This window comes from Borreliella bissettiae DN127, assembly GCF_000222305.1.
GTDB lineage: Bacteria > Spirochaetota > Spirochaetia > Borreliales > Borreliaceae > Borreliella > Borreliella carolinensis.
The window spans coordinates 324,928-343,508 of sequence record NC_015921.1 but is presented as its reverse complement, the minus strand read 5'-3'; the positions used below and the strand labels follow the sequence as shown (position 1 = coordinate 343,508).

Genomic DNA, 18,581 nt, shown 5'->3' with positions numbered 1-18,581 from the left:
GAATATTTACTTTACTGTATGTTTTTAGTATAATGTTAAAAAGTTTAAATGTGTAGCATTTTACCAAAAGAATTATTATTGTGAGTTTTGCGTATAATCGATGAAAGAAAGGTGTTTGTATTTATTGGTTTTTGTAGCTTTATGCGTTAACAATCTTTTTTCAGATGATTATTTAATTTATGATTTTGATTTAAGTTTAAATGAATTTCTAGAAGTTTCAACAAGAAAAGACAATTTTGAGCCTATGGTTGATTCCAATCGTATATTATTGTTTTATCCTCCCAATAAGGAAATTAGAAAAATTTTTGCTGCCTTTGATTTTGATCAGTATTCTAAGAAATATTTATATAAAAAAAATGAGCATGGAGTTTTTTTTGTTAAGGTCAATATTCCTCATGGCACAAGCAATATAAAATATAGGCTTATTGTAGACGGTGTTTGGACTAATGATGAGTATAATAAAAATGTGGTTTATAATGAAGATTTAATCCCATTTTCTAAAATTAAGGTTGCTAAAGAAAAGTCTAGTTATATTTCTTTGAGAAATCCAATACAATCATATGATAACAATGAAATTGAAATTTTTTATATAGGTCGTCCCGGACAAATAGTTACAATAGCTGGTAGTTTTAATAATTTTAATCCTTTTTTAAATAGGCTTATTGAGAAAGAGGATAATAAGGGAATTTATACTATTAAGCTTAAAAATTTACCCAAGGATAGAATTTATTATTATTTTATTGATTCTGGTAACAAAGTAATAGATAAAAATAATGTTAATAGAATTAATTTATACTTCGTTGAGGGAATTGATAATAAAATAGATTTTGAAGTCTCCTATTTTGACCATAAGTAACTTTTAAATCATTTAATTAATTATTTATTCATTTCATCAAAAAGGTATTTAGATACAAAGTGATCTTTTTCTATTTCTTCAAGTTTTGGGTGTACTTGGGTTGATAAATGAATTTTTCTAATGTTTGCTAGAGTTTGTTCATCCAGTTTTATATTTTTATTTTTTCGTTTTTCGGGGTTGATCTCAGGAATTGATGCTATTAGCATTTTAGTATATGGATGAATTGGGTTTGAAAATAGCGTTTCTCTGGGTGCAAGTTCTAGGATAACTCCAAGGTACATTACGGCAATTTTATCACTCATGTATTTTACTACAGCAAGATCGTGAGAAATAAATAAATAAGACAAATTGAATTCTTTTTGCAGAGTTTTTAGTAGATTTAAAATTTGAGCTCTGATTGATACATCAAGCGCAGAAACGGCTTCGTCTAAAAGCAAAAGCTTAGGATTTAAAGCTAGTGCTCTAGCAATTCCTATTCTTTGTCTTTGTCCCCCTGAAAATTCATGAGGATATCTGGTTAACATGCTTTTATGTAATCCGACGATATCTGTTAGTTCGTTTACCCTTTTTTCTATTTCTTGCTTTGTTTTTGGAAGAATTTTGTTTTCATTGTATATTTCTAGTGGTTCTGCTATTATTTCCTTTATTGTCATTCTTGGATCAAGCGAAGTATGAGGATCTTGGAATACCATTTGCATATCTTTTTTTGTTTTTAAGAGTTCTTTTTTTGAAAGTTTGGTTATGTTTTTTTCGTTAAAGTAAATATTTCCAGAAGTTGGTGTGTAAAGTTGCATTATTGATCGAAGAGTAGTAGATTTGCCACATCCAGATTCTCCTACGAGTCCCAAAGTTTTATTTTTTTCAACTTCAAAGCTAACATTGTTTACCGCATTTACTTTTTGTTTGTTTTTCCAAAATAAAAAATCTTCTCCTGTTGTAAATGTTTGCATTAAGTTTTCTACTTTAAGAATTATTTCTTTTTTACTGCTCATTTAAAACTCCTCAGCGCTGGTTTTTGTGATCTTAATGGGGTTTTCTTTTATTGAATAAAGTTTTTTATTTGGATCGTGTTCTAGCGTAAGAATTGATTTTAAAAGCCCAATGGTGTAAGGATGTTTAGGATTGTTAAATATTTCCTCTACTGTTCCTTCTTCTACAATTTTTCCTTGATACATTACAGATACGGTATCACAAATTTCAGCAACAACCGCAAGATCATGAGTTATAAATATGGTAGAAGTATTGAATTTTTTAGATAGGTTTTTGATTAATAATAATATTTGCTCTTGGATTGTAACATCAAGGGCTGTTGTTGGTTCATCTGCTATTAGTAAGGATGGATGACAGCTAAGAGCCATAGCAATCATAACTCTTTGTCTCATTCCTCCTGAAAATTGATGCGGGAAATGTTTTATTCTCTCTTCTGCGTTTACAACACCAACAGTTTTTAACATTTCGATTGCTTTTTCTTTGGCTTCTTTCTTCCCTAATCCTTGGTGCAAGATTATTGTTTCTTCAAGTTGTGTTGATATTCTTAAAAATGGGTTTAATGAAGTCATTGGGTCTTGAAATATCATTGATATTTTATTACCTCTAATTTTTAAAAGTTCTTTTTCGCTAAGTTTTAGCAGATCTTGATTTTCAAATAGTATTTCTCCACTTTTATATACTGTTGTAAGTTCCGGCAATAATTTTAAAATAGCCATGCTTGTTACTGATTTTCCACTTCCAGATTCTCCAACAATAGCTCTAATTTCTCCTCTTTTTACAGATAGGTTAACATTGCTTACGGGATGGATTGTTGTATGTTTTAATCTAAATTCAATTGTTAAGTTTTTTATTTCCAATATATTATCTTTTTCCATTCAATTTCTCCTTAGATACTGTCTTTTGGATCAAAAGCATCCCTTAGCCCATCACCTAAAAAGTTCATAAATAATAGAAATATTGTCATAACTATAGCTGGAATAAAAACTTTCCATGGATATTCAACAAATGTTGCAATTCCATTTTGCACTAATTCTCCCCAGCTTGTCATTGGAGCTGAAATTCCAAGACCCAAAAAGGATAAAAATGCTTCGGCCATAATAAAGCTTGGAACCCTTATTGTTGTGAATATAACTATCATTCCAATGCTATTAGGGATTAAGTGTTTTAAGATTATTCTTTGATTTGTTGCGCCAAGAGTTTTGGCCGCTTGTATAAATTCTGAACTGGATAGTGATTGTACTTGGCCTCGTACAACTCGAGCTACTGTTAACCATGATACAAATGCAAGTGCTATGAATAATCCTATTATACTTCTTTCCAATATTGCCATTAGTATTATTACAATAAGTAAATAGGGCAATACATAAAGAATTTCGATTATTTTAGTTATTACCTTATCAGTCAATCCCCCAAAAAATCCCGCTATTGATCCAAGAATAGTTCCTATTATCATGGACAAAAAAGCCCCAATAAATCCTACAGAAAGAGAAATTTGACTGCCTTGTATTAGTCTTGCAAGCAAATCTCTTCCAAGATTGTCTGTACCAAGCAAATATACTCTTTTGTGTATTTTTACTTTCTTTTTATCTATAATTTGAACTTCATTTTCTATTTTTCTTTTTATGTCTTCGAGCTTTTTTAGTTCTTCTTCATTTATTTCTCTTTTTTCTTTTTTTGCTAATTTTTCAATAAATTTTTTTTCTTTATTATACCAGAGTTCTCCAGCAATCTGGAAAGATGGTGGCAAATCGGAATGCTCTACTATTTGAGTATGGTATTTATATATTGGTAATATTGGTTGTAAAATGGCAATTAAGATATAAAATCCAATTACAAAAAGACTGCCAAACGCCAGTTTATTTTCTTTAAATCTTGACCAAGCTCTTCTTTCAATTTTAGAATTGTTTTGCTCATTTTGTTTTTCAAGGCTATTCATTTTGATTTCCCCTTATATTCTTGGATCCAACATTTTATATATAATGTCTGATATTAATATAGAAATAAGTAGTATTATTGAATATACTAACAATCCTCCCATCAATACTGGGTAATCTCTGTTTAGTGCGGATTCTGTTATAAACATTCCCATTCCAGCAATTCTAAATATTTTTTCAATAACTACGCTTCCAGATATTATAGCAGCAAATGCTGGGCCTATGTAGCTTACTACAGGCAGCATTGCTCCTCTTAACATGTGTTTTATAACTATTTTTTTGAAGCTTAGCCCTTTTGCACGTGCAGTTCTTATAAAGTCACTCTGTATTATTTCTAGCATTGATCCTCTGATTATTCTTGCGAAAATAGCTACATTAGGCATGCTAAGAGTTATTATGGGTAGAATTAAATTTGAAAATCCTCCTCTTTCTGTAATCCATCCAGAGGTGTAAAGCAAACCCCATTTAATTGCAAAAAAGTATTGTAAAATTGGTCCTATTACGAATAATGGTATGGAAATCCCTAATATTGCTATTGATGTTATTATGTAATCTACATAAGTATTTTTATAAATAGCAGCCAATATACCTATTGGTATTCCTATTGATAGTGATATAATAAGGGATATTACTCCTAGTGTAAGTGATTTTGGAAATCCTAATTTTATATATTGATTAACTGTAAGATCTTTCTTTTTTAAAGAAGGTCCCAGATCTCCTTTGAGAGCATTTGAAATATAATGAAAAGCTTGAATATAAAAAGGTTTGTCAAGATGATATTTTTCCATCAATCTTGCTTTTACTTGAGGATCAATGGGTTTTTCAGAATCAAATGGACTTCCAGGAGCCATTCTCATTACAAAAAAGCATAGAAAAATTATTACTAGTAAAGTTGGTATCATTCCTATTATTTTTTTTAAAGTAAACTTTAACATTTTTGCTCCTTTGTGAATAGATATTGGCAACATTACATATTAGTCAATTATATCATATAGTCTTTATTGTTTTTCAAGCTGTAGTTCATAATTTTTGATAGAATAAGAGGCTTTTTGTATTATAATTAATAATTTAATTTTCAATAAAATGTATTTTTGATTTTAATTTTTTATTTAAAATTTTATTCTCTTGATTTGAGAAGAATTTTTTTGTGTAAGATTCTAAGTAAAATTATTATAGAATCTTACACATTATTTGTGTATTTTTGCTTTAAACAAAGCTATTATCTTAAGATTTAGGCAGCTTTGCTTTTATATTAGGCTTAAATATTATTTTTATTGATATTAAGCCTTTTTAAAAATTAATTATGCTTTGCATTTTTAATTGGTTTTAATTCAGAAAGATAATAAACCTCTGATACATTAGGGCTCCACCCAGTCCATTTATCGTTTCTGAAAAGATAGTGCCCAGAATATATGTATATTGGTGCGGCAGGGAAATCTTTTTCAATTATTATTGATTCTGCTTTTCTGAGTAATTGTTTTCTTTTTATAGGATCTTTTTCAAAATCCGATTCTCTGATGAGTTTGTCAAATTCTGGGTTTGAATATCTGTAGGATGCAAGTTGTGAATTTTCGCTTGTGAATATAGTAAAGTATGTGTGTGGATCTAAGTATTCCCCAATGCGCCCAACTCTTATTATTTCAAAATTGCCCGTATTTCTGCTATTGGTAAGAACAGGCCAATTTTCGTTAGTAAGCATAAGATTTATATTTAGAATTTTTTTCCATTGGTTTTGAATAAATGCGGCAATTTTTTTATGAGTTTCGTTTGTATTATATTTTAGTGTTAGCATTGGGAATCCTTTTCCACTAGGATATCCAGCTTTTGCTAAAAGCCTTTTGGATTTTTCAGGATCAAATAAAGCTAATTTTTTACCGTAATTGTAATTTTCAAGATCAGGGGTTATTTCTCTTGTAGGGACTGTACCATCATTTAGCACTTTGTAAGTTAAAGTTTCTCTGTCAATAGCTAGTGTTAAAGCCTCTCTAACTCTAACATCATCAAGGGGCTTTATTTTTGTATTAAACGAGTATAAATAAATTGCATTACTTTTGTGTTGATAATAGTCATTTTGTAGTTTTATTTCATTTACAATGTCTGGTGGGATGCTGTTAAAAATAGCATCAATTTCGTTGTTTTTGTACATATTATATACAGTCAGATCATTGTCAGATGTAATGTAGACAAGCTCATCAAGTTCTACTTCTTTTGCATTATAATAGCGGTCGTTTTTTTCAAATATAATTTTTTCATTAGGTAATCTTTTTTTTAATTTAAAAGGACCGCTAGTAACCATGTTTTCAGGGCTTGTCCAATTTCCCTTATATTTTTCAATAACGTGAATAGGTACTGGCATGAATGTGTGATGTAGAAGTAATTCAAGAAAATAGGGCTTTGGAGATGTAAGTGTTATTTCCAATGTTTTGCTGTCAATTGCCTTAATTCCAAGTTCAGAATCAGAGACTTTTCCATCAAAATACTCTTGTCCATTTTTTATTATTGATTTAAGCATGTCAACATGTGTAGATCCTGTTGTTTTATTTAAAATTCTTAAAAAAGATTTTCTTATCCCTTCAGCAGTAATTTCAACACCATCGCTCCAAACAAGGTTATCTCTTAGATAAAATTGGTATGTTTTTTTATCTTTTGAGGCTTCCCAATTTTTAGCAAGTCCAGGCTTTATCTTTCCCGTTTTGGTATTTAATGTCAAAAGTCCTGAGAATATTTGTTCTAAAATTCTTGCTCCGATTGTCTCATCTACCAAATGCGGGTCAAGCGATGAAGGTGCTCCTCCTATGTATACTTTAAATGATAATTTTTCTTTTTCTGAATTATTATTGCATGCAATTAAAGACACGGCAAGCATAAGCAGTGTTACTATTTTAAATTTTTTACCTATTTTTTTAGTTTTATTAAAGTTCATATTAACCTTTTCCCAAAATAAAATTATTTATAAATTTTAAGCTATCTTTTTTTTAGAATAAAGTCAATAAAAATCGTCCATAAGAAATAGATTAATAGACGATTTTTATTTGATTAAATTAAGTATTAATTATTTATTTTTTAATTTTAGTTGAGATAAATCAAATCTTTCTAAAATATTGGTATTCCAGCCTGTCCATTTGTCATTTCTGAAAAGGTAACTATTACCATATATGTATATTGGGGCTATTGGAAAATCTTTTTCAATAATTATTTCTTCTGCTTGTCTTAAGATGTCTTGTCTTTTTATTGGATCAAGTTCAAGATCGGATTTCTTAATAAGTTCGTTGTATTCTTGGTTTGAGTAATTGTGAGATGAGAATTGTGTGTATCCTTGTGTGAATATGCTTAAAAATGTCAAAGGATCAGCATAATCGCCTACCCATCCTGCTCTTGCTATTTCATAATTTCCGTTTGCCTTAGTATTTAAGTAGGTTGTCCATTCTTCGTTTTCAAGTTCTACATTAATATTTAAATTTTTTTTCCATTGGTTTTGAATAAATTCACAAATTTTTTTATTTGCTTCGTTTGTATTGTATTTTAATTTTAAAATTGGAAATCCTTTCCCATCTGGATACCCAGCTTCAGCTAGAAGGGTTTTTGCAATTTCAGGATTAAATAATTCTAAATTTTTTGTATAAGAATATGAACTAAAGTTGGGAGTTGCTCTTCTTGTAGGAGTAGTTCCGTTGTCAAGAACTTTATATGTAAGTGTTTCTCTGTCAATAGCAAGGGTTAAGGCTTTTCTGATTTTAACATTGTCAAGTGGTTTGATTTGCGTATTGAATGCGTAAAAGTATATGGCGTTAACAGCTGATGAGTAATAATCGCTTCTTAATTTTAGATCTTTGATTAAATCTGGTGGTATGGATCCAAAGATTGCATCTAGTTCTTCATTTTCGTACATTTTATATGCTGTTGCGTTGTCATTTGTTGTATAAAATGTAATCTCTTCTACTTCTACTCCATTTGAGTTGTAGTATTTATCATTTTTTTCAAAGACATATTTTTCGTTAGGAATTCTTTCTTTTAATTTAAAAGGTCCGCTTGTAACCATGTTCTCAGGGCTTGTCCAGCTTTGTCCGTATTTTTCAGTAACATGAATTGGTATTGGAATAAATGATTGGTGTACTAACATGTCAATGAAATAAGGCTTTGGCGATTCTAGTGTTATTTCTAATGTTTTTTCGTTAATCGCTCTAATTCCAAGTTCAGAGTCAGACACTTCACCATCAAAATATTTTTGACCGTTTTTAATTGCTGATTTAACCATTTCAACGTATTTTGAACCAGTTTCTTTATTTAAGATTCTAAGATAAGATTTTCTAATTCCTTCTGCAGTGATCGCAACTCCATCGCTCCAAGTGATTTTTTCTCTTAGGTTAAATGTGTAAACTTTTCCATCGGGAGAAATATCCCATCCTTTTGCAAGTCCAGGTTTGTTTCCTCCAGTATTAGGATCTCCTGTAACAAGCCCTTTAAACAATGTGTCTATCATTTTTGATGCAACATTATCGTCTGCTAATTGAGGGTCAAGACTGCTTGGCTCTGCCCCCAAGCTTATTTTAAATGATACTCCTTCTTTTTTTTCCTTATTAGTACAACAAAGAAAAGCTAGAAAAAATATTATTAAAAATAATGACTTTTGTAATTTCATAAATTTTTATACCTCCATTTTAAAGTTTGCTTTAAAATTTAATTTTAATTTAATCTTTCCGTAGATATTAATTTTAAATCTTAATTTTAAAATTACTTATTTTACTTAATTTTATTATTTTTTAGTTTTAATATCTTCATATAAATAGCTTTCTGCAATATTTGGTATCCACCCCGTCCATTTATCATTTCTGAAAAGGTAATGGGATTTAGGTATAAATAAAGGTGCCATAGGAAAATCTTTTTCTACTATTATCTCTTCAGCTTGTCTTAAAATGTCTTGTCTTTTTATTGGGTCAAGTTCAAAATTAGATTTTTTTATTAAAGCATCATACTCTTTGTTTGAATATTTGTATGCTCCAAAAAAATGATTTTCTGTTGTAAATAAGCTGTCTAAGAATGTTAAAGGATCAAAATAGTCTCCTATCCATCCCACGCTTGACATTTGGTAATTTCCAGTTCTTCTGCTTCCTAAAAATGTTGTCCACTCTTCATTTTCGATTTCTAAGTTAATGTTTAGTATTTTTTTAAATTGTTCTTGTAAGAATTCTGCTGTTGTTGGCCTACCTCCCGAGATTTTATATTTTAATGTGGGAAATCCTTTCCCATCCGGATATCCAGCTTCAGCTAAAAGTTTTTTTGCATTCTCAGGGTCAAATAGTATTAAATTTTTTCCATAAGAATAATCATCAAATTTTGGAGTTAGGTTTCTTGTTGGATCTGAACTTCCCTTTAAAACCACGTTAGTTAAAGTTTCTCTGTCAATAGCAAGGGAGATGGCTTGTCTAACTTTTAAATTGTCCAGTGGTTTTTTTGTTGTATTGAATGCTATGTATGCCATTCCGTTTTTTAATCCAGAGTAATAATCATCTCTTATTTTAATTTCTTCTAAATTATTCTTTTCTGCTCCTTGTAGAAAATCGATTTCACCGTTTATGTACATATTGTAAGCTACGCTACCTTCTGTTGGATAAAATATTACTTCATCAATTTCTACATTTTTTGCATTATAATATTTATCATTTTTTTCTATTACGATTTTATCATTAATTGATCTTTCCTTAAGTTTGTATGCGCCACTAGCAACCATATTTTCAGGATTTGTCCAATTTTCTCCATATTTTTCAACAATATGCATTGGAACGGGTATGTATGCTGTGTTTGTTAGCATATCAGGAAAATAAGGCTTTGGAGATTTTAATGTTATTTCTAGGGTTTTGCTGTCAATAGCTTTTATGCCAAGTTCAGATTCAGGTACTGTCTCATCAAAGTATTCTTGTGCGTTTTTTATTGTAGATTTTATTAAATTAGCATACATTGCAGCTGTTTTTTTATTTAAAATTCTTAGATATGATTTTTTTATCTCCTCAGCAGTAATGGCAACTCCATCGCTCCAAACTATATCTTCTCTTAGGTGAAATGTGTAAATGATTCCATCCTCAGAAATGTTCCAACTTTTTGCAAGTCCTGGTTTATATTTTCCGGTTTGAGAATCTTTTACTGCTAGGCCTAAGAATAGGTTTGTAATAATATTGCTACCGTAAAGGTCTGTTGAGAGTTGAGGATCAAGTGATGATGGCTCGCTTAAGTTTGATACTCTGAAAACTATTTTTTCTTTTTTAGCATTATTAATACATGCCATTAAAGAAAAAATTATTAGCATTAAGGCTATTTTTGTATATTTCATGGGATTTTCCTTTTTCAATATTTTATATATCTTTTGTTCTAATTCTTTATTAATCTTTTTTAATAAATTTTAATAAAGAATATTTATTTTGTTTTAATTTTAAATATATATATGCCTCCGATACTTTAATTTGTCTTGTATTTAAATTTTACTTTAATTTTTACAATAAAAAAAGTCTAATAGCCTTAATAGTTCTTAGTATTTATCTATTGTTACAAGCTAAAATTTTACTTTAATTTGTGTAGTAAATAAGGTATAATGGTTTGAAATGTTTTCAAAAAATGTATGCCTGTTTAATATTAGTTATTTATTGTTAGTCTTAGAGAGCTTTTTGTCTGTAGTAAATAAAATAATGTAACTAATGGTTAAGTGGCAACATAGAATGCTTTAAAGGGTTCTGGTTTTATGTTTGTACAAAATGAAAGTTTTGATAAATATTTTAAAGACATGGAAAGCGACTTTTTAAGTCAATTTAAGTCTGTTGAAAATGTTAATTATTTGGATAAATCTTATCGAAATGCAGATTCTAATAGTAGAAGATTAGTAGACAGGATGATAGAGAGGCTTCTCGAGAGTGGATCTACCATTGTTGGCATGCAAAATATTTTAGAACTTTACCAAAAGACTAAATCTGGCAAGTCTTCAATTATATTAATGGAGCATTATAGTAATTTTGATTTTCCTTGTTTTCAATTTTTACTTTATAAAATGGGTTACCGTGATATTGCAGATCATATTATTCCAATAGCTGGAGTTAAGCTTTTCAGAGATAATTTATTTGTTAAAACTCTTTCTTTGGGATACAATGCAATATTAGTGTATCCACCGCATGCATTTGTTGGGGTTGGTTTAGAACATGCTAGGCAAAGGCGTGTTTTTAATGCTAATTCTATGAAGTATATTTATGAAAAGAAAAATAGTGGGTACATTATACTTATTTTTCCTACCGCTACTAGGTATAGAAAAGGAAGACCTGAAACAAAAAAAGTAATTTTAGAAATTGGCAATTATTTTAAAATTTTTGATTATTATTTGATGATCGGAGTCAATGGAAATGTTTTAGAAGTTTCCGAGGATGGAGATATGTCCCATGATGTTTTTAAAAGGGACTCCCTTATCTATAATGCTGACAAGGTTATAAGCATTGTTGAATATAGGGATAAAATTTTAAACACCTTGAAAGATTCTCAGACAGAGATTACAAAGGAAGTTTTGGGTTTAAAAATTGCTGAAGATTTAGAAAATCGCTTTAATGTTCTTCATGCAGAAGGGCTTGAATTTTATAAAAAGAGCTTTTTATGAGCTAGGAACTTGATTGCAATATGCCTGATTTAGATAAGATAATACAGTTTAAAAGAGAAATATTAGATAATCTTTCTAATGAAAGATTATCTAAAGAATCTTTTGGCGTGAGTATGGAGGTTAAGCTTCCTGAGCCTGGAGAGAGTATTGTTCCTTGGATAGGTGAAGATCTTGCTTTAGAAGAAAATGATGATGAGCTTGATTTAAATTTTATGCTTGATGCTCTTGAGAGTGAGGATAAATTACCCTATTCTGACATTTTTAATGCCAAATTACCTTTAAGTGGTTCTGACTTGAAGGTTGATGCGGACTCAGAGCTTTCAACTTTGGATAACGATTTTGACGTTTCTTCTGGCGATTCTTTTGAGAATGATATTGACAAAGTTCTTGATGATAATTCTGTTGATTTAGAAATTGCTTCTAAGCTTGATTTTGATAATTTAATCAATTCTTCAGAATTAAGTTCTGAAGAATTGATTAATAATCAGAGTAATAATAATTTTTTTGAAGCTAGCAATGATTCTTCTGTTTCGGGGGATAGTAATTTTTTACAATCCAATGAATCTAATGAATTTAATATTGGTGATGTGGTTAATGGTAAAAACCAAACAGACGAACAATCAGAGATGTTTGCTGGAGACAGTTTGAATTTAGGTGCTGATGAGGATGATTTTGAAAATGTTGCAGATGATTTTAAATTTTTAGAGTATGATCAAAATTCAAATTTTAAACGTTTAGAATTTAAAGTTAATTATCCATTATTTTTAAAACATTTAAATTCCTATCCTAGAAATTTAAGAATTGCAATTGCTGAGGCTTTAACCAAGGAGAATGTTTCAAGGTTTAAACTTGAAGCGTTAATTGACCTTGTTGAAAAAAATACAAAAAGGTTAAAATTTATTGCTAAATTTGTAGGGGATATTGTTGGGCGATCTATTAAATTGCCTTTAATTTATTTTAAGGCGGAAGAATTTAGCAAACTTCAACAAAAATTAAGTTATAGAGTCTCAAGGGCTTTGCTACCTTTGATAAAAATAGCTTCCCTTTTTGTTGTTTTAGTTTTAGTTTCTTTGTACTTTATAGTAGATGTATTATTTTTTTATGTTGCTTCTGAGAGCAAGTATAAAGAGGGCATAGAATCTATATATGCAAATAAAAGAGAGCTTGCAAAAGCTATCTTTAGAGATGCTTATTATATTAGGCCCAATGATAAATGGTTTGTCAATTATGCTAAAGCGTTTGAAGACGTTAGAGATTTTGATAGCGCTGAAGAGAAGTATGAGGAGTTGTTTACGATTGAGCCTTTTTCTAAAAATTCTACAAATAGAAGGCGAAAAAAGTTTAATAAGGAAGGATATATTGCGTATGCTTCTATGAAAATTGGTATTGGAGAACATTCTGAGGCTAATTCAATACTTGATGAGATTATATCTTATGATCTTTACGATTATGATGCCTTGGTATTAAAGGGAGATAATTATTTTAAATGGGCTAAGATAAATTCTAATTACTATAAAGATAGTATTAATAGCTATACGGTTGTGCTTTCTAAATATGGACAAAAAAAGGAAATTTTATTTAAACTTTTCAATGCTTATATTGAGGCTAATTTAGATACTGAGTCTAACAATGTTAATAATTTTATTAAGTCAAATGAAATTGTAGATATTGATGAAGTTGTTTATACAAAATATGCTAAAAAGCTTGTAGACAAGTATATTTCTCTTGTTACTTATAATCAAAGAGCAAATAATCTTGCTATAAATTTAAATTATCTTAATGGGCAAACAAATTTATTGAATAAGGAATTTTCTGATTTTAAAAGAAATGATGGTAGAACTGTTTTTAAGCTTGACAATAATGTTAATATGAATTCAGAGATTGAATACATTCTCAGAAAAATATTAAATAAAAGTCCTAATTACGACAGGGCGCTTTTTGAAAGTGGAAGATATTCGTATTACATAGGGGATTTTAAGAAAGCCGAAGTTTATTTACTTAAAGCATTAAATAGTTTTAGGCATAAAAATTCAATTGAAGATGCTGGGGACAAGATATTGGCTTATAAAATTTTAGCAGACATTTATGAAAAATCTCGAGATTCTCTTAGGGCTAGCAATATTATTGGTTTGGCCTTGAGTGATTATTCTTTTTATAAAAAACACAATCTTATAAAAGGATCTAAGGAGATTTCTTCAATTTATGAAAAGCAAGGCGATATTCTTAGATCTTTAAATGACTTTAAGTCTGCGATATCTTCTTACAAATTGGCAATAAATGAGGGTGTTGATTATCCAGATGTTTACTATAAAGTTGGACTACTTAGTTACAGAGAAAATAATTATGATGATGCATTGAAATATTTATTTAAAGTAGAGAGCATGGCTGGGTTTTCAAGTAGTAACGAAGTTTTAAATTCTATTGCCTTGACTCTTTATAAGATAGGAGATTTTTTAGCTTCTAGGAGCTATTATTTAAGGGTTATGCAGAATTTAGAATTAGAGAAGGCCAATGTTTTAAATTTTAATCCCAAAGAAAATGATTATCATAAAACTCTTTTGTTAAAAGAAATTGAAACTTATAATAATCTTGGGGTTGTAGAAGTAATGGCTTCTTTTTCATCCATAAGAGATGCTAAACTTTTTAATTCTGGAGTTAGTAATTTAAGTGAATCAGTTAGGATTTTTGATATATTAAATAGAGATGAAGATATGGTAAAAAGTGTTAAAAAAGATCTTGCTAGTTTAAATCTCAGGAATATTTTTAAGAATAGTTTTTCTAAATCAAATGTTTTATTTTATGAAAATTTATCTGAAAAACTTTAATTATAGATATTATTCATTGGTTTTGAGGTATTTATGAGGGCGGCTTCCTTATGAAGAAAATTTTTTTATTTCTTTTTATTAGCTTTTATTTGTTTGGATTTGAAGATGGTTCTTTAAAAATAGGCATTGATGATGTTTATGTTGAGGCCCATGAAGAGGGATTTCATCTTTTTATTAGAAAAAAACCTGCAATTAAATCAGTAATATTGACAGAGTCTTTTGAAATTCCCGATAAGAAAAAAGATGTGGCTACTTATTCATTTCGTACATTAAGTTATAATAAGGTTAATGGCGATGAAATTCGGATTTTAAATGGAAGAGTTATTAAGAATAAAGAACTTTTATCATTGACATCTTCCACCCCTGTTCCTAATAAAAAGTTTGGAGAAGCCTTTCATATATTGATTCCAAAAAAATTAAAATATGGATTTCCAAATTTTTCAACAAGAAGTGGTGAGATTGACTTAGAAATATTAAAAAACAAAAAAGAGCCCTTTTGGTTTTCTATAAGATCTTTTGAGAAAAAGTATAATGATTATTTGGGTAGATATCAAGACAATGCTTATGAATTGCTTTTCAAGGATAACCAAAAGCATGGAAAAATTGAATTTAATGAATTAAAGGACACTTTTACAAAATTTTCAGATGAAGTTGTTATTGCTAATAATGGCATTGATATTGTTGATAAAATAAACAAAATTTTAAAAGATTCAGAAGATTCAGTTTATGATTTAGATTTAGTGCTTGTTATTGACGTTACTGACAGCATGAAAAGCAATATTGAGATTTTAAAAGAGCATTTGTTTTCAATAATAGAGCCGCAACTTCAAAAGTTTAAGTCCTACAGGATAGGTCTTGTTTTTTATAAAGACTATCTTGAAGATTTTTTAACCAAAGCTTTTGATTTTAATACTATTCCTTATTTAAATAATATTCTTAAATATGTTAATGTTGGTGGCGGGGGAGATTATCCAGAAGCTGTGTTTGAGGGGATTGATGCTGCTGTGACTCAATTTGATTGGCGGGCAGAAAGAAGATTTATTATTGTTATAGGAGATGCGCCTCCTCATGAGTATCCAAGAGGGTCTGTTGTTTATAAAGATGTTATCAATTCTGCAAAGGAAAAAGATATTACAATTTATGGAATAATATTCCAGTAAAAATTTTATTTCTTAAATTCTTATTTTTTATTATTTTCTATTTTATTTAATATTTTTTTAGCTAAAGGTTTAATCCATTTAGGCATTTCCATATTATTTGCTATTAACTCTTGAAAGATTTTTTTTGCTTTTTCTGTTTTGTTTGTTGTATAGTATATGAATGCAATTTCATATTTGCCAGTAGCAACTATATTTGGATTGTGAGCGAAATTTTGAATCATTTTTTCGTATGCTTTTAAAGCAGAGTTATAATCATTAACATTGATAGCTTTTTGAGCCTCTCTGAGATAAATTCCATAAGGAGTTTCTTTTGTTAATTTTTCTAAATTAATTGTATAGCAGGAAATAAATATTAAGTTTAGCAATATTAGCTTTTTCATTTTTTGTCTCTTTTAGAATATTTTTATTATTTAATTTTATTAGATATAAAACAAGAAAGCAAGGCCTTTGGCCTTGCTATATGATCGTTTTTGCTTATTTGGCAGGAATTATTATCTTCCAGTTAGAATGAATTAGATCTGGATTTTGTATTTTTTGTCTGTTGGCAAACCAAATTTTTGGCCATAAGTAAGGGTCGTTGTATAATTTTTTAGAAATGCCCCATAAGGTATTGCCTATTTTTATTACATAAAGCTCACTGCTTGCATTGCTTTGATAAGCTTCAAGGTATCTTGCAGATTCTAAAAATAATTCATTAGCAAGTCTAAAGTTTTTTACGTTTTTAGCTTCAACCCCCTTTTCCCATAATGTTCTAGATCGTTCAATAAGTTCTAATGTTTTGAATTGTTCTTGAGGTTTGGAATTTTTTGCTATTCCTACCCTTTCTTCGTATGCTAGTACTATTGGAATTGAAGTTTCTGCATCTCCAAGAAGATAAGTGTCTTTATTAGTATTTAAAAGGTTTAAGTGACTGTTTCTTTCTTTAATAAATGCTCTACCATTCCATGGAGATGGCTTTATAAGCTTATTATTGCTATAAATTGGCAAGTTGGAAGCCGCTTCAAGCGCTTTTAATTGTTTGTACATTCTCTCATCAGTTTCTTTTAAAGCTTTGGCTTCTTTAGCATTTTTTGCTGCTTGTTGTGCTCTGTTGAAGGCTTTGCTATACATGTCAAGGGCATTGTCAAGATCGTAATTTTTATATTTTCTTGTTGCTTCAAAATATAAGTTATTTACTTCGTCGATTTCCAATGGAATCCATATGTATGCCTCATTTGCTTCTGCATCGTTTAGATACTTTTCAATATTTTCTTTAAGGTAATTTGTTTTTTCTTTTTTTTCCCGCGTTTCTTTTATTATTGTTTTGTATCTTTCAAGTACTTTAAGAGCAATTTCATTTCCCTCTATTGCTTTTTTTTTAAAAAAACTTTGTTTCATTGCTTCTTCTAATCTTTCAGCTTCATTAAACTCTTTGGAATAAAAAAGATGTCCCCGTTCTTTTATTAGTTCATTTTTAATGTCTTTTATATCTCTTAATTGAAAATTTTTATTATCTGGTTGTGCAATTTTAGCATTTTTACTCTCTCTTGATTCTGGAGGCGTTTTGCATGCGATAAAAGAGATTGCTACTACAATTAGCAGCAGCGATATTAATTTATTCTTTATATTCATAAATACACCCTTCTAATAACTTGGCTTCTATTATCTTTTTAAAGTAAGAACCTCTAAATATTAAAGTTCTTACTTTAACTATTTTTATTAGTATAGCAATTATAGTATGTCAATAAAAACTTAATATTTTTAATTCTTAAATTAAATTATACTTCTTTTTTGCTATTGTTCAAAGTGTAATAAATTTATGTAAAACAAGGTATAATTAAATTTATAAGTTTTTCAAAGATCAGGAGAACTATATTTTTAGAATATATCATTATATCCTTTTAATATTGCTTTCAAGTGGAGCTTTATTTTCTCAAGTGGCAGTTGTAAAAGAAATAGAAGGTAAAGTTAATGTTGTTAGAAATACATTTCCTGTTAAGTTGGATTTAGATGACGAAATTTTTGAGTATGATTTTATTGAGGTTGGAGAAAATTCAAAGCTTAAAATAAATTTATATGAAATAAATGGTATTTCTGCAGATTTAATTTTTTATTCAAATACAAATAGTTTTGTGTTTTATTCTTCTCTTAAAGATTTGCAAGATGCAAAAGTGTATTTATTTAGAGGAAGTGTTGATGCTGTAGTTTATAACATTGTTAAAGGATCTTCATTTTCTGTTGTAACAGATAATAATCTGTTTAAAGCTGAAAATACTGCAAAATTTTATGTCAATAGCGATTATTTTAATAATTTTTTTATTAATGTTTATAAGGGTAGAATCAGGCACATTAATAAAGCCGAATATTTAATTTTTCCTAATTCCAGTCTTTTGCTTTTTAATGGAAACTCTTTTTTACACAAAGTTAATGAAGGTACTCTAAATGGTATTAATCAAAATTTTATAAGGATGGCTAAAGATAATTTTATGTCTTTAAATAAAAGGTTTTTATATTTTTTTATTTTAAAATATATTGAAGATAGTTTTAGATTTGACTTTATGTATAATTATTTAATAAAAGATTTTAAATTTAATTCTATATATTCAAAATGGAGCTTGGAAGATAAAAATTATAAATTTGGTAACAGGGTTGATATGATTAAAAATGTTAATTATTTAAAGGGTAGAATTGGAGTACTTTTTAATAATTTTGTTGATTTGGCTAATAGGTTTTATTTTGTAGATGATATTTTGAAATATTTTTCTACTTTTTTCGATAATTCAATAACTGTTCACGGCCCCATTTCAAAATTTTTAAAAGATTACAAAACCAATAAAAATGTTTTAAAAAATAAGTTTTTTAAAACAATCCATTCTCTAAAGATGTATTTAAGACGCTCAAATGATGATATTACTAGCAATTTAAATGCTAATGAATTGTATTTATTGCGTCCTGGAGAATTTTAATTTTTATATATTTGGCTTTATGTTAAAGTTATTTGTTAGATGAAATGATATACAACGGAATTTAAAATTCACATTCAGAATTTGCTTAATATTTTATTAAATTTGGGCTCAAAAATTTTTTGCCAAAATTTTATAATAAGGGGAGAGATGTGTTTTTCAGGTGTTCGGATAATTAATTTTTTAATTAGTTTTGGCGGCTTTATTTTTTATGGCTAGTTATTGATATTTTTTTTCTTTGACTTTT

At 28.6% G+C, this 18,581-nt stretch carries 14 protein-coding genes; 5 read left to right on the top strand and 9 right to left on the bottom strand.

Going from position 1 to position 18,581, the window contains the following annotated elements:
- Window positions 1-124: 124 nt before the first annotated feature.
- Entirely contained in the window at window positions 125-856 is a 732-nt protein-coding gene (locus BBIDN127_RS01640) for an early set domain-containing protein (RefSeq protein WP_014023577.1), read from the top strand.
- Window positions 857-876: 20 nt separating this feature from the next.
- Here BBIDN127_RS01640 and BBIDN127_RS01635 read toward each other — a convergent pair whose 3' ends face one another.
- The 7 genes from BBIDN127_RS01635 to BBIDN127_RS01605 form a co-directional block, all read right to left on the bottom strand.
- The gene (locus tag BBIDN127_RS01635) at window positions 877-1,848 is read right to left on the bottom strand and encodes an ATP-binding cassette domain-containing protein (RefSeq protein ID WP_014023576.1); all 972 of its coding nucleotides are present in this window, start codon (window positions 1,846-1,848) and stop codon (window positions 877-879) included.
- On the bottom strand, window positions 1,849-2,721 hold the full coding sequence (locus BBIDN127_RS01630; RefSeq protein ID WP_014023575.1) for an ABC transporter ATP-binding protein: 873 nt from the start codon (window positions 2,719-2,721) through the stop codon (window positions 1,849-1,851).
- Window positions 2,722-2,732: 11 nt separating this feature from the next.
- Window positions 2,733-3,782 carry an ABC transporter permease subunit gene (locus BBIDN127_RS01625; protein ID WP_014023574.1) on the bottom strand — a complete coding sequence of 350 codons (1,050 nt, stop codon included), beginning with the start codon at window positions 3,780-3,782 and terminating at the stop codon, window positions 2,733-2,735.
- A 12-nt stretch (window positions 3,783-3,794) separates the two neighbouring features.
- The gene (locus BBIDN127_RS01620) at window positions 3,795-4,715 is read right to left on the bottom strand and encodes an ABC transporter permease (RefSeq protein WP_014023573.1); all 921 of its coding nucleotides are present in this window, start codon (window positions 4,713-4,715) and stop codon (window positions 3,795-3,797) included.
- A 362-nt stretch (window positions 4,716-5,077) separates the two neighbouring features.
- Window positions 5,078-6,703, bottom strand: a complete 1,626-nt coding sequence (locus tag BBIDN127_RS01615; protein WP_014023572.1) for a peptide ABC transporter substrate-binding protein — start codon at window positions 6,701-6,703, stop codon at window positions 5,078-5,080.
- A gap of 129 nt (window positions 6,704-6,832) precedes the next feature.
- Complete coding sequence (locus BBIDN127_RS01610; RefSeq protein WP_014023571.1) at window positions 6,833-8,419, bottom strand: peptide ABC transporter substrate-binding protein; 1,587 nt, start codon at window positions 8,417-8,419, stop codon at window positions 6,833-6,835.
- A 114-nt stretch (window positions 8,420-8,533) separates the two neighbouring features.
- The gene (locus BBIDN127_RS01605) at window positions 8,534-10,105 is read right to left on the bottom strand and encodes a peptide ABC transporter substrate-binding protein (protein ID WP_014023570.1); all 1,572 of its coding nucleotides are present in this window, start codon (window positions 10,103-10,105) and stop codon (window positions 8,534-8,536) included.
- A gap of 405 nt (window positions 10,106-10,510) precedes the next feature.
- Between BBIDN127_RS01605 and BBIDN127_RS01600 the strand changes: the two genes are divergently transcribed.
- Genes BBIDN127_RS01600 through BBIDN127_RS01590 form a run of 3 tightly spaced genes read left to right on the top strand, consistent with a single transcriptional unit; the run spans window position 10,511 to window position 15,392 of the window.
- The gene (locus BBIDN127_RS01600; protein WP_014023569.1) at window positions 10,511-11,407 is read left to right on the top strand and encodes a 1-acyl-sn-glycerol-3-phosphate acyltransferase; all 897 of its coding nucleotides are present in this window, start codon (window positions 10,511-10,513) and stop codon (window positions 11,405-11,407) included.
- 20 nt (window positions 11,408-11,427) lie between these two features.
- Entirely contained in the window at window positions 11,428-14,232 is a 2,805-nt protein-coding gene (gene flcA, locus BBIDN127_RS01595; RefSeq protein ID WP_014023568.1) for a periplasmic flagellar collar protein FlcA, read from the top strand.
- Between the two features lie 50 nt (window positions 14,233-14,282).
- The gene (locus tag BBIDN127_RS01590; protein WP_014023567.1) at window positions 14,283-15,392 is read left to right on the top strand and encodes a vWA domain-containing protein; all 1,110 of its coding nucleotides are present in this window, start codon (window positions 14,283-14,285) and stop codon (window positions 15,390-15,392) included.
- A 20-nt stretch (window positions 15,393-15,412) separates the two neighbouring features.
- Here BBIDN127_RS01590 and bamD read toward each other — a convergent pair whose 3' ends face one another.
- Window positions 15,413-15,772, bottom strand: coding sequence for an outer membrane protein assembly factor BamD (gene bamD / locus BBIDN127_RS01585; RefSeq protein WP_014023566.1), 360 nt, complete (start codon window positions 15,770-15,772; stop codon window positions 15,413-15,415).
- Between the two features lie 94 nt (window positions 15,773-15,866).
- Window positions 15,867-17,003 carry a LysM peptidoglycan-binding domain-containing protein gene (locus tag BBIDN127_RS01580; protein WP_014023565.1) on the bottom strand — a complete coding sequence of 379 codons (1,137 nt, stop codon included), beginning with the start codon at window positions 17,001-17,003 and terminating at the stop codon, window positions 15,867-15,869.
- Window positions 17,004-17,278: 275 nt separating this feature from the next.
- Between BBIDN127_RS01580 and BBIDN127_RS01575 the strand changes: the two genes are divergently transcribed.
- The gene (locus tag BBIDN127_RS01575) at window positions 17,279-18,337 is read left to right on the top strand and encodes a FecR family protein (protein WP_014023564.1); all 1,059 of its coding nucleotides are present in this window, start codon (window positions 17,279-17,281) and stop codon (window positions 18,335-18,337) included.
- Window positions 18,338-18,581 lie beyond the last annotated feature (244 nt).

Bases quoted from the DNA above. Each gene is read 5' to 3' on its own strand.
- BBIDN127_RS01635 (WP_014023576.1), bottom strand. From the start codon at position 1,848: ATGAGCAGTAAAAAAGAAATAATTCTTAAAGTAGAAAACTTAATGCAA.
- BBIDN127_RS01630 (WP_014023575.1), bottom strand. From the start codon at position 2,721: ATGGAAAAAGATAATATATTGGAAATAAAAAACTTAACAATTGAATTT.
- BBIDN127_RS01625 (WP_014023574.1), bottom strand. From the start codon at position 3,782: ATGAATAGCCTTGAAAAACAAAATGAGCAAAACAATTCTAAAATTGAA.
- BBIDN127_RS01620 (WP_014023573.1), bottom strand. From the start codon at position 4,715: ATGTTAAAGTTTACTTTAAAAAAAATAATAGGAATGATACCAACTTTA.
- BBIDN127_RS01615 (WP_014023572.1), bottom strand. From the start codon at position 6,703: ATGAACTTTAATAAAACTAAAAAAATAGGTAAAAAATTTAAAATAGTA.
- BBIDN127_RS01610 (WP_014023571.1), bottom strand. From the start codon at position 8,419: ATGAAATTACAAAAGTCATTATTTTTAATAATATTTTTTCTAGCTTTT.
- BBIDN127_RS01605 (WP_014023570.1), bottom strand. From the start codon at position 10,105: ATGAAATATACAAAAATAGCCTTAATGCTAATAATTTTTTCTTTAATG.
- BBIDN127_RS01600 (WP_014023569.1), top strand. From the start codon at position 10,511: ATGTTTGTACAAAATGAAAGTTTTGATAAATATTTTAAAGACATGGAA.
- flcA (WP_014023568.1), top strand. From the start codon at position 11,428: ATGCCTGATTTAGATAAGATAATACAGTTTAAAAGAGAAATATTAGAT.
- BBIDN127_RS01590 (WP_014023567.1), top strand. From the start codon at position 14,283: ATGAAGAAAATTTTTTTATTTCTTTTTATTAGCTTTTATTTGTTTGGA.
- bamD (WP_014023566.1), bottom strand. From the start codon at position 15,772: ATGAAAAAGCTAATATTGCTAAACTTAATATTTATTTCCTGCTATACA.
- BBIDN127_RS01580 (WP_014023565.1), bottom strand. From the start codon at position 17,003: ATGAATATAAAGAATAAATTAATATCGCTGCTGCTAATTGTAGTAGCA.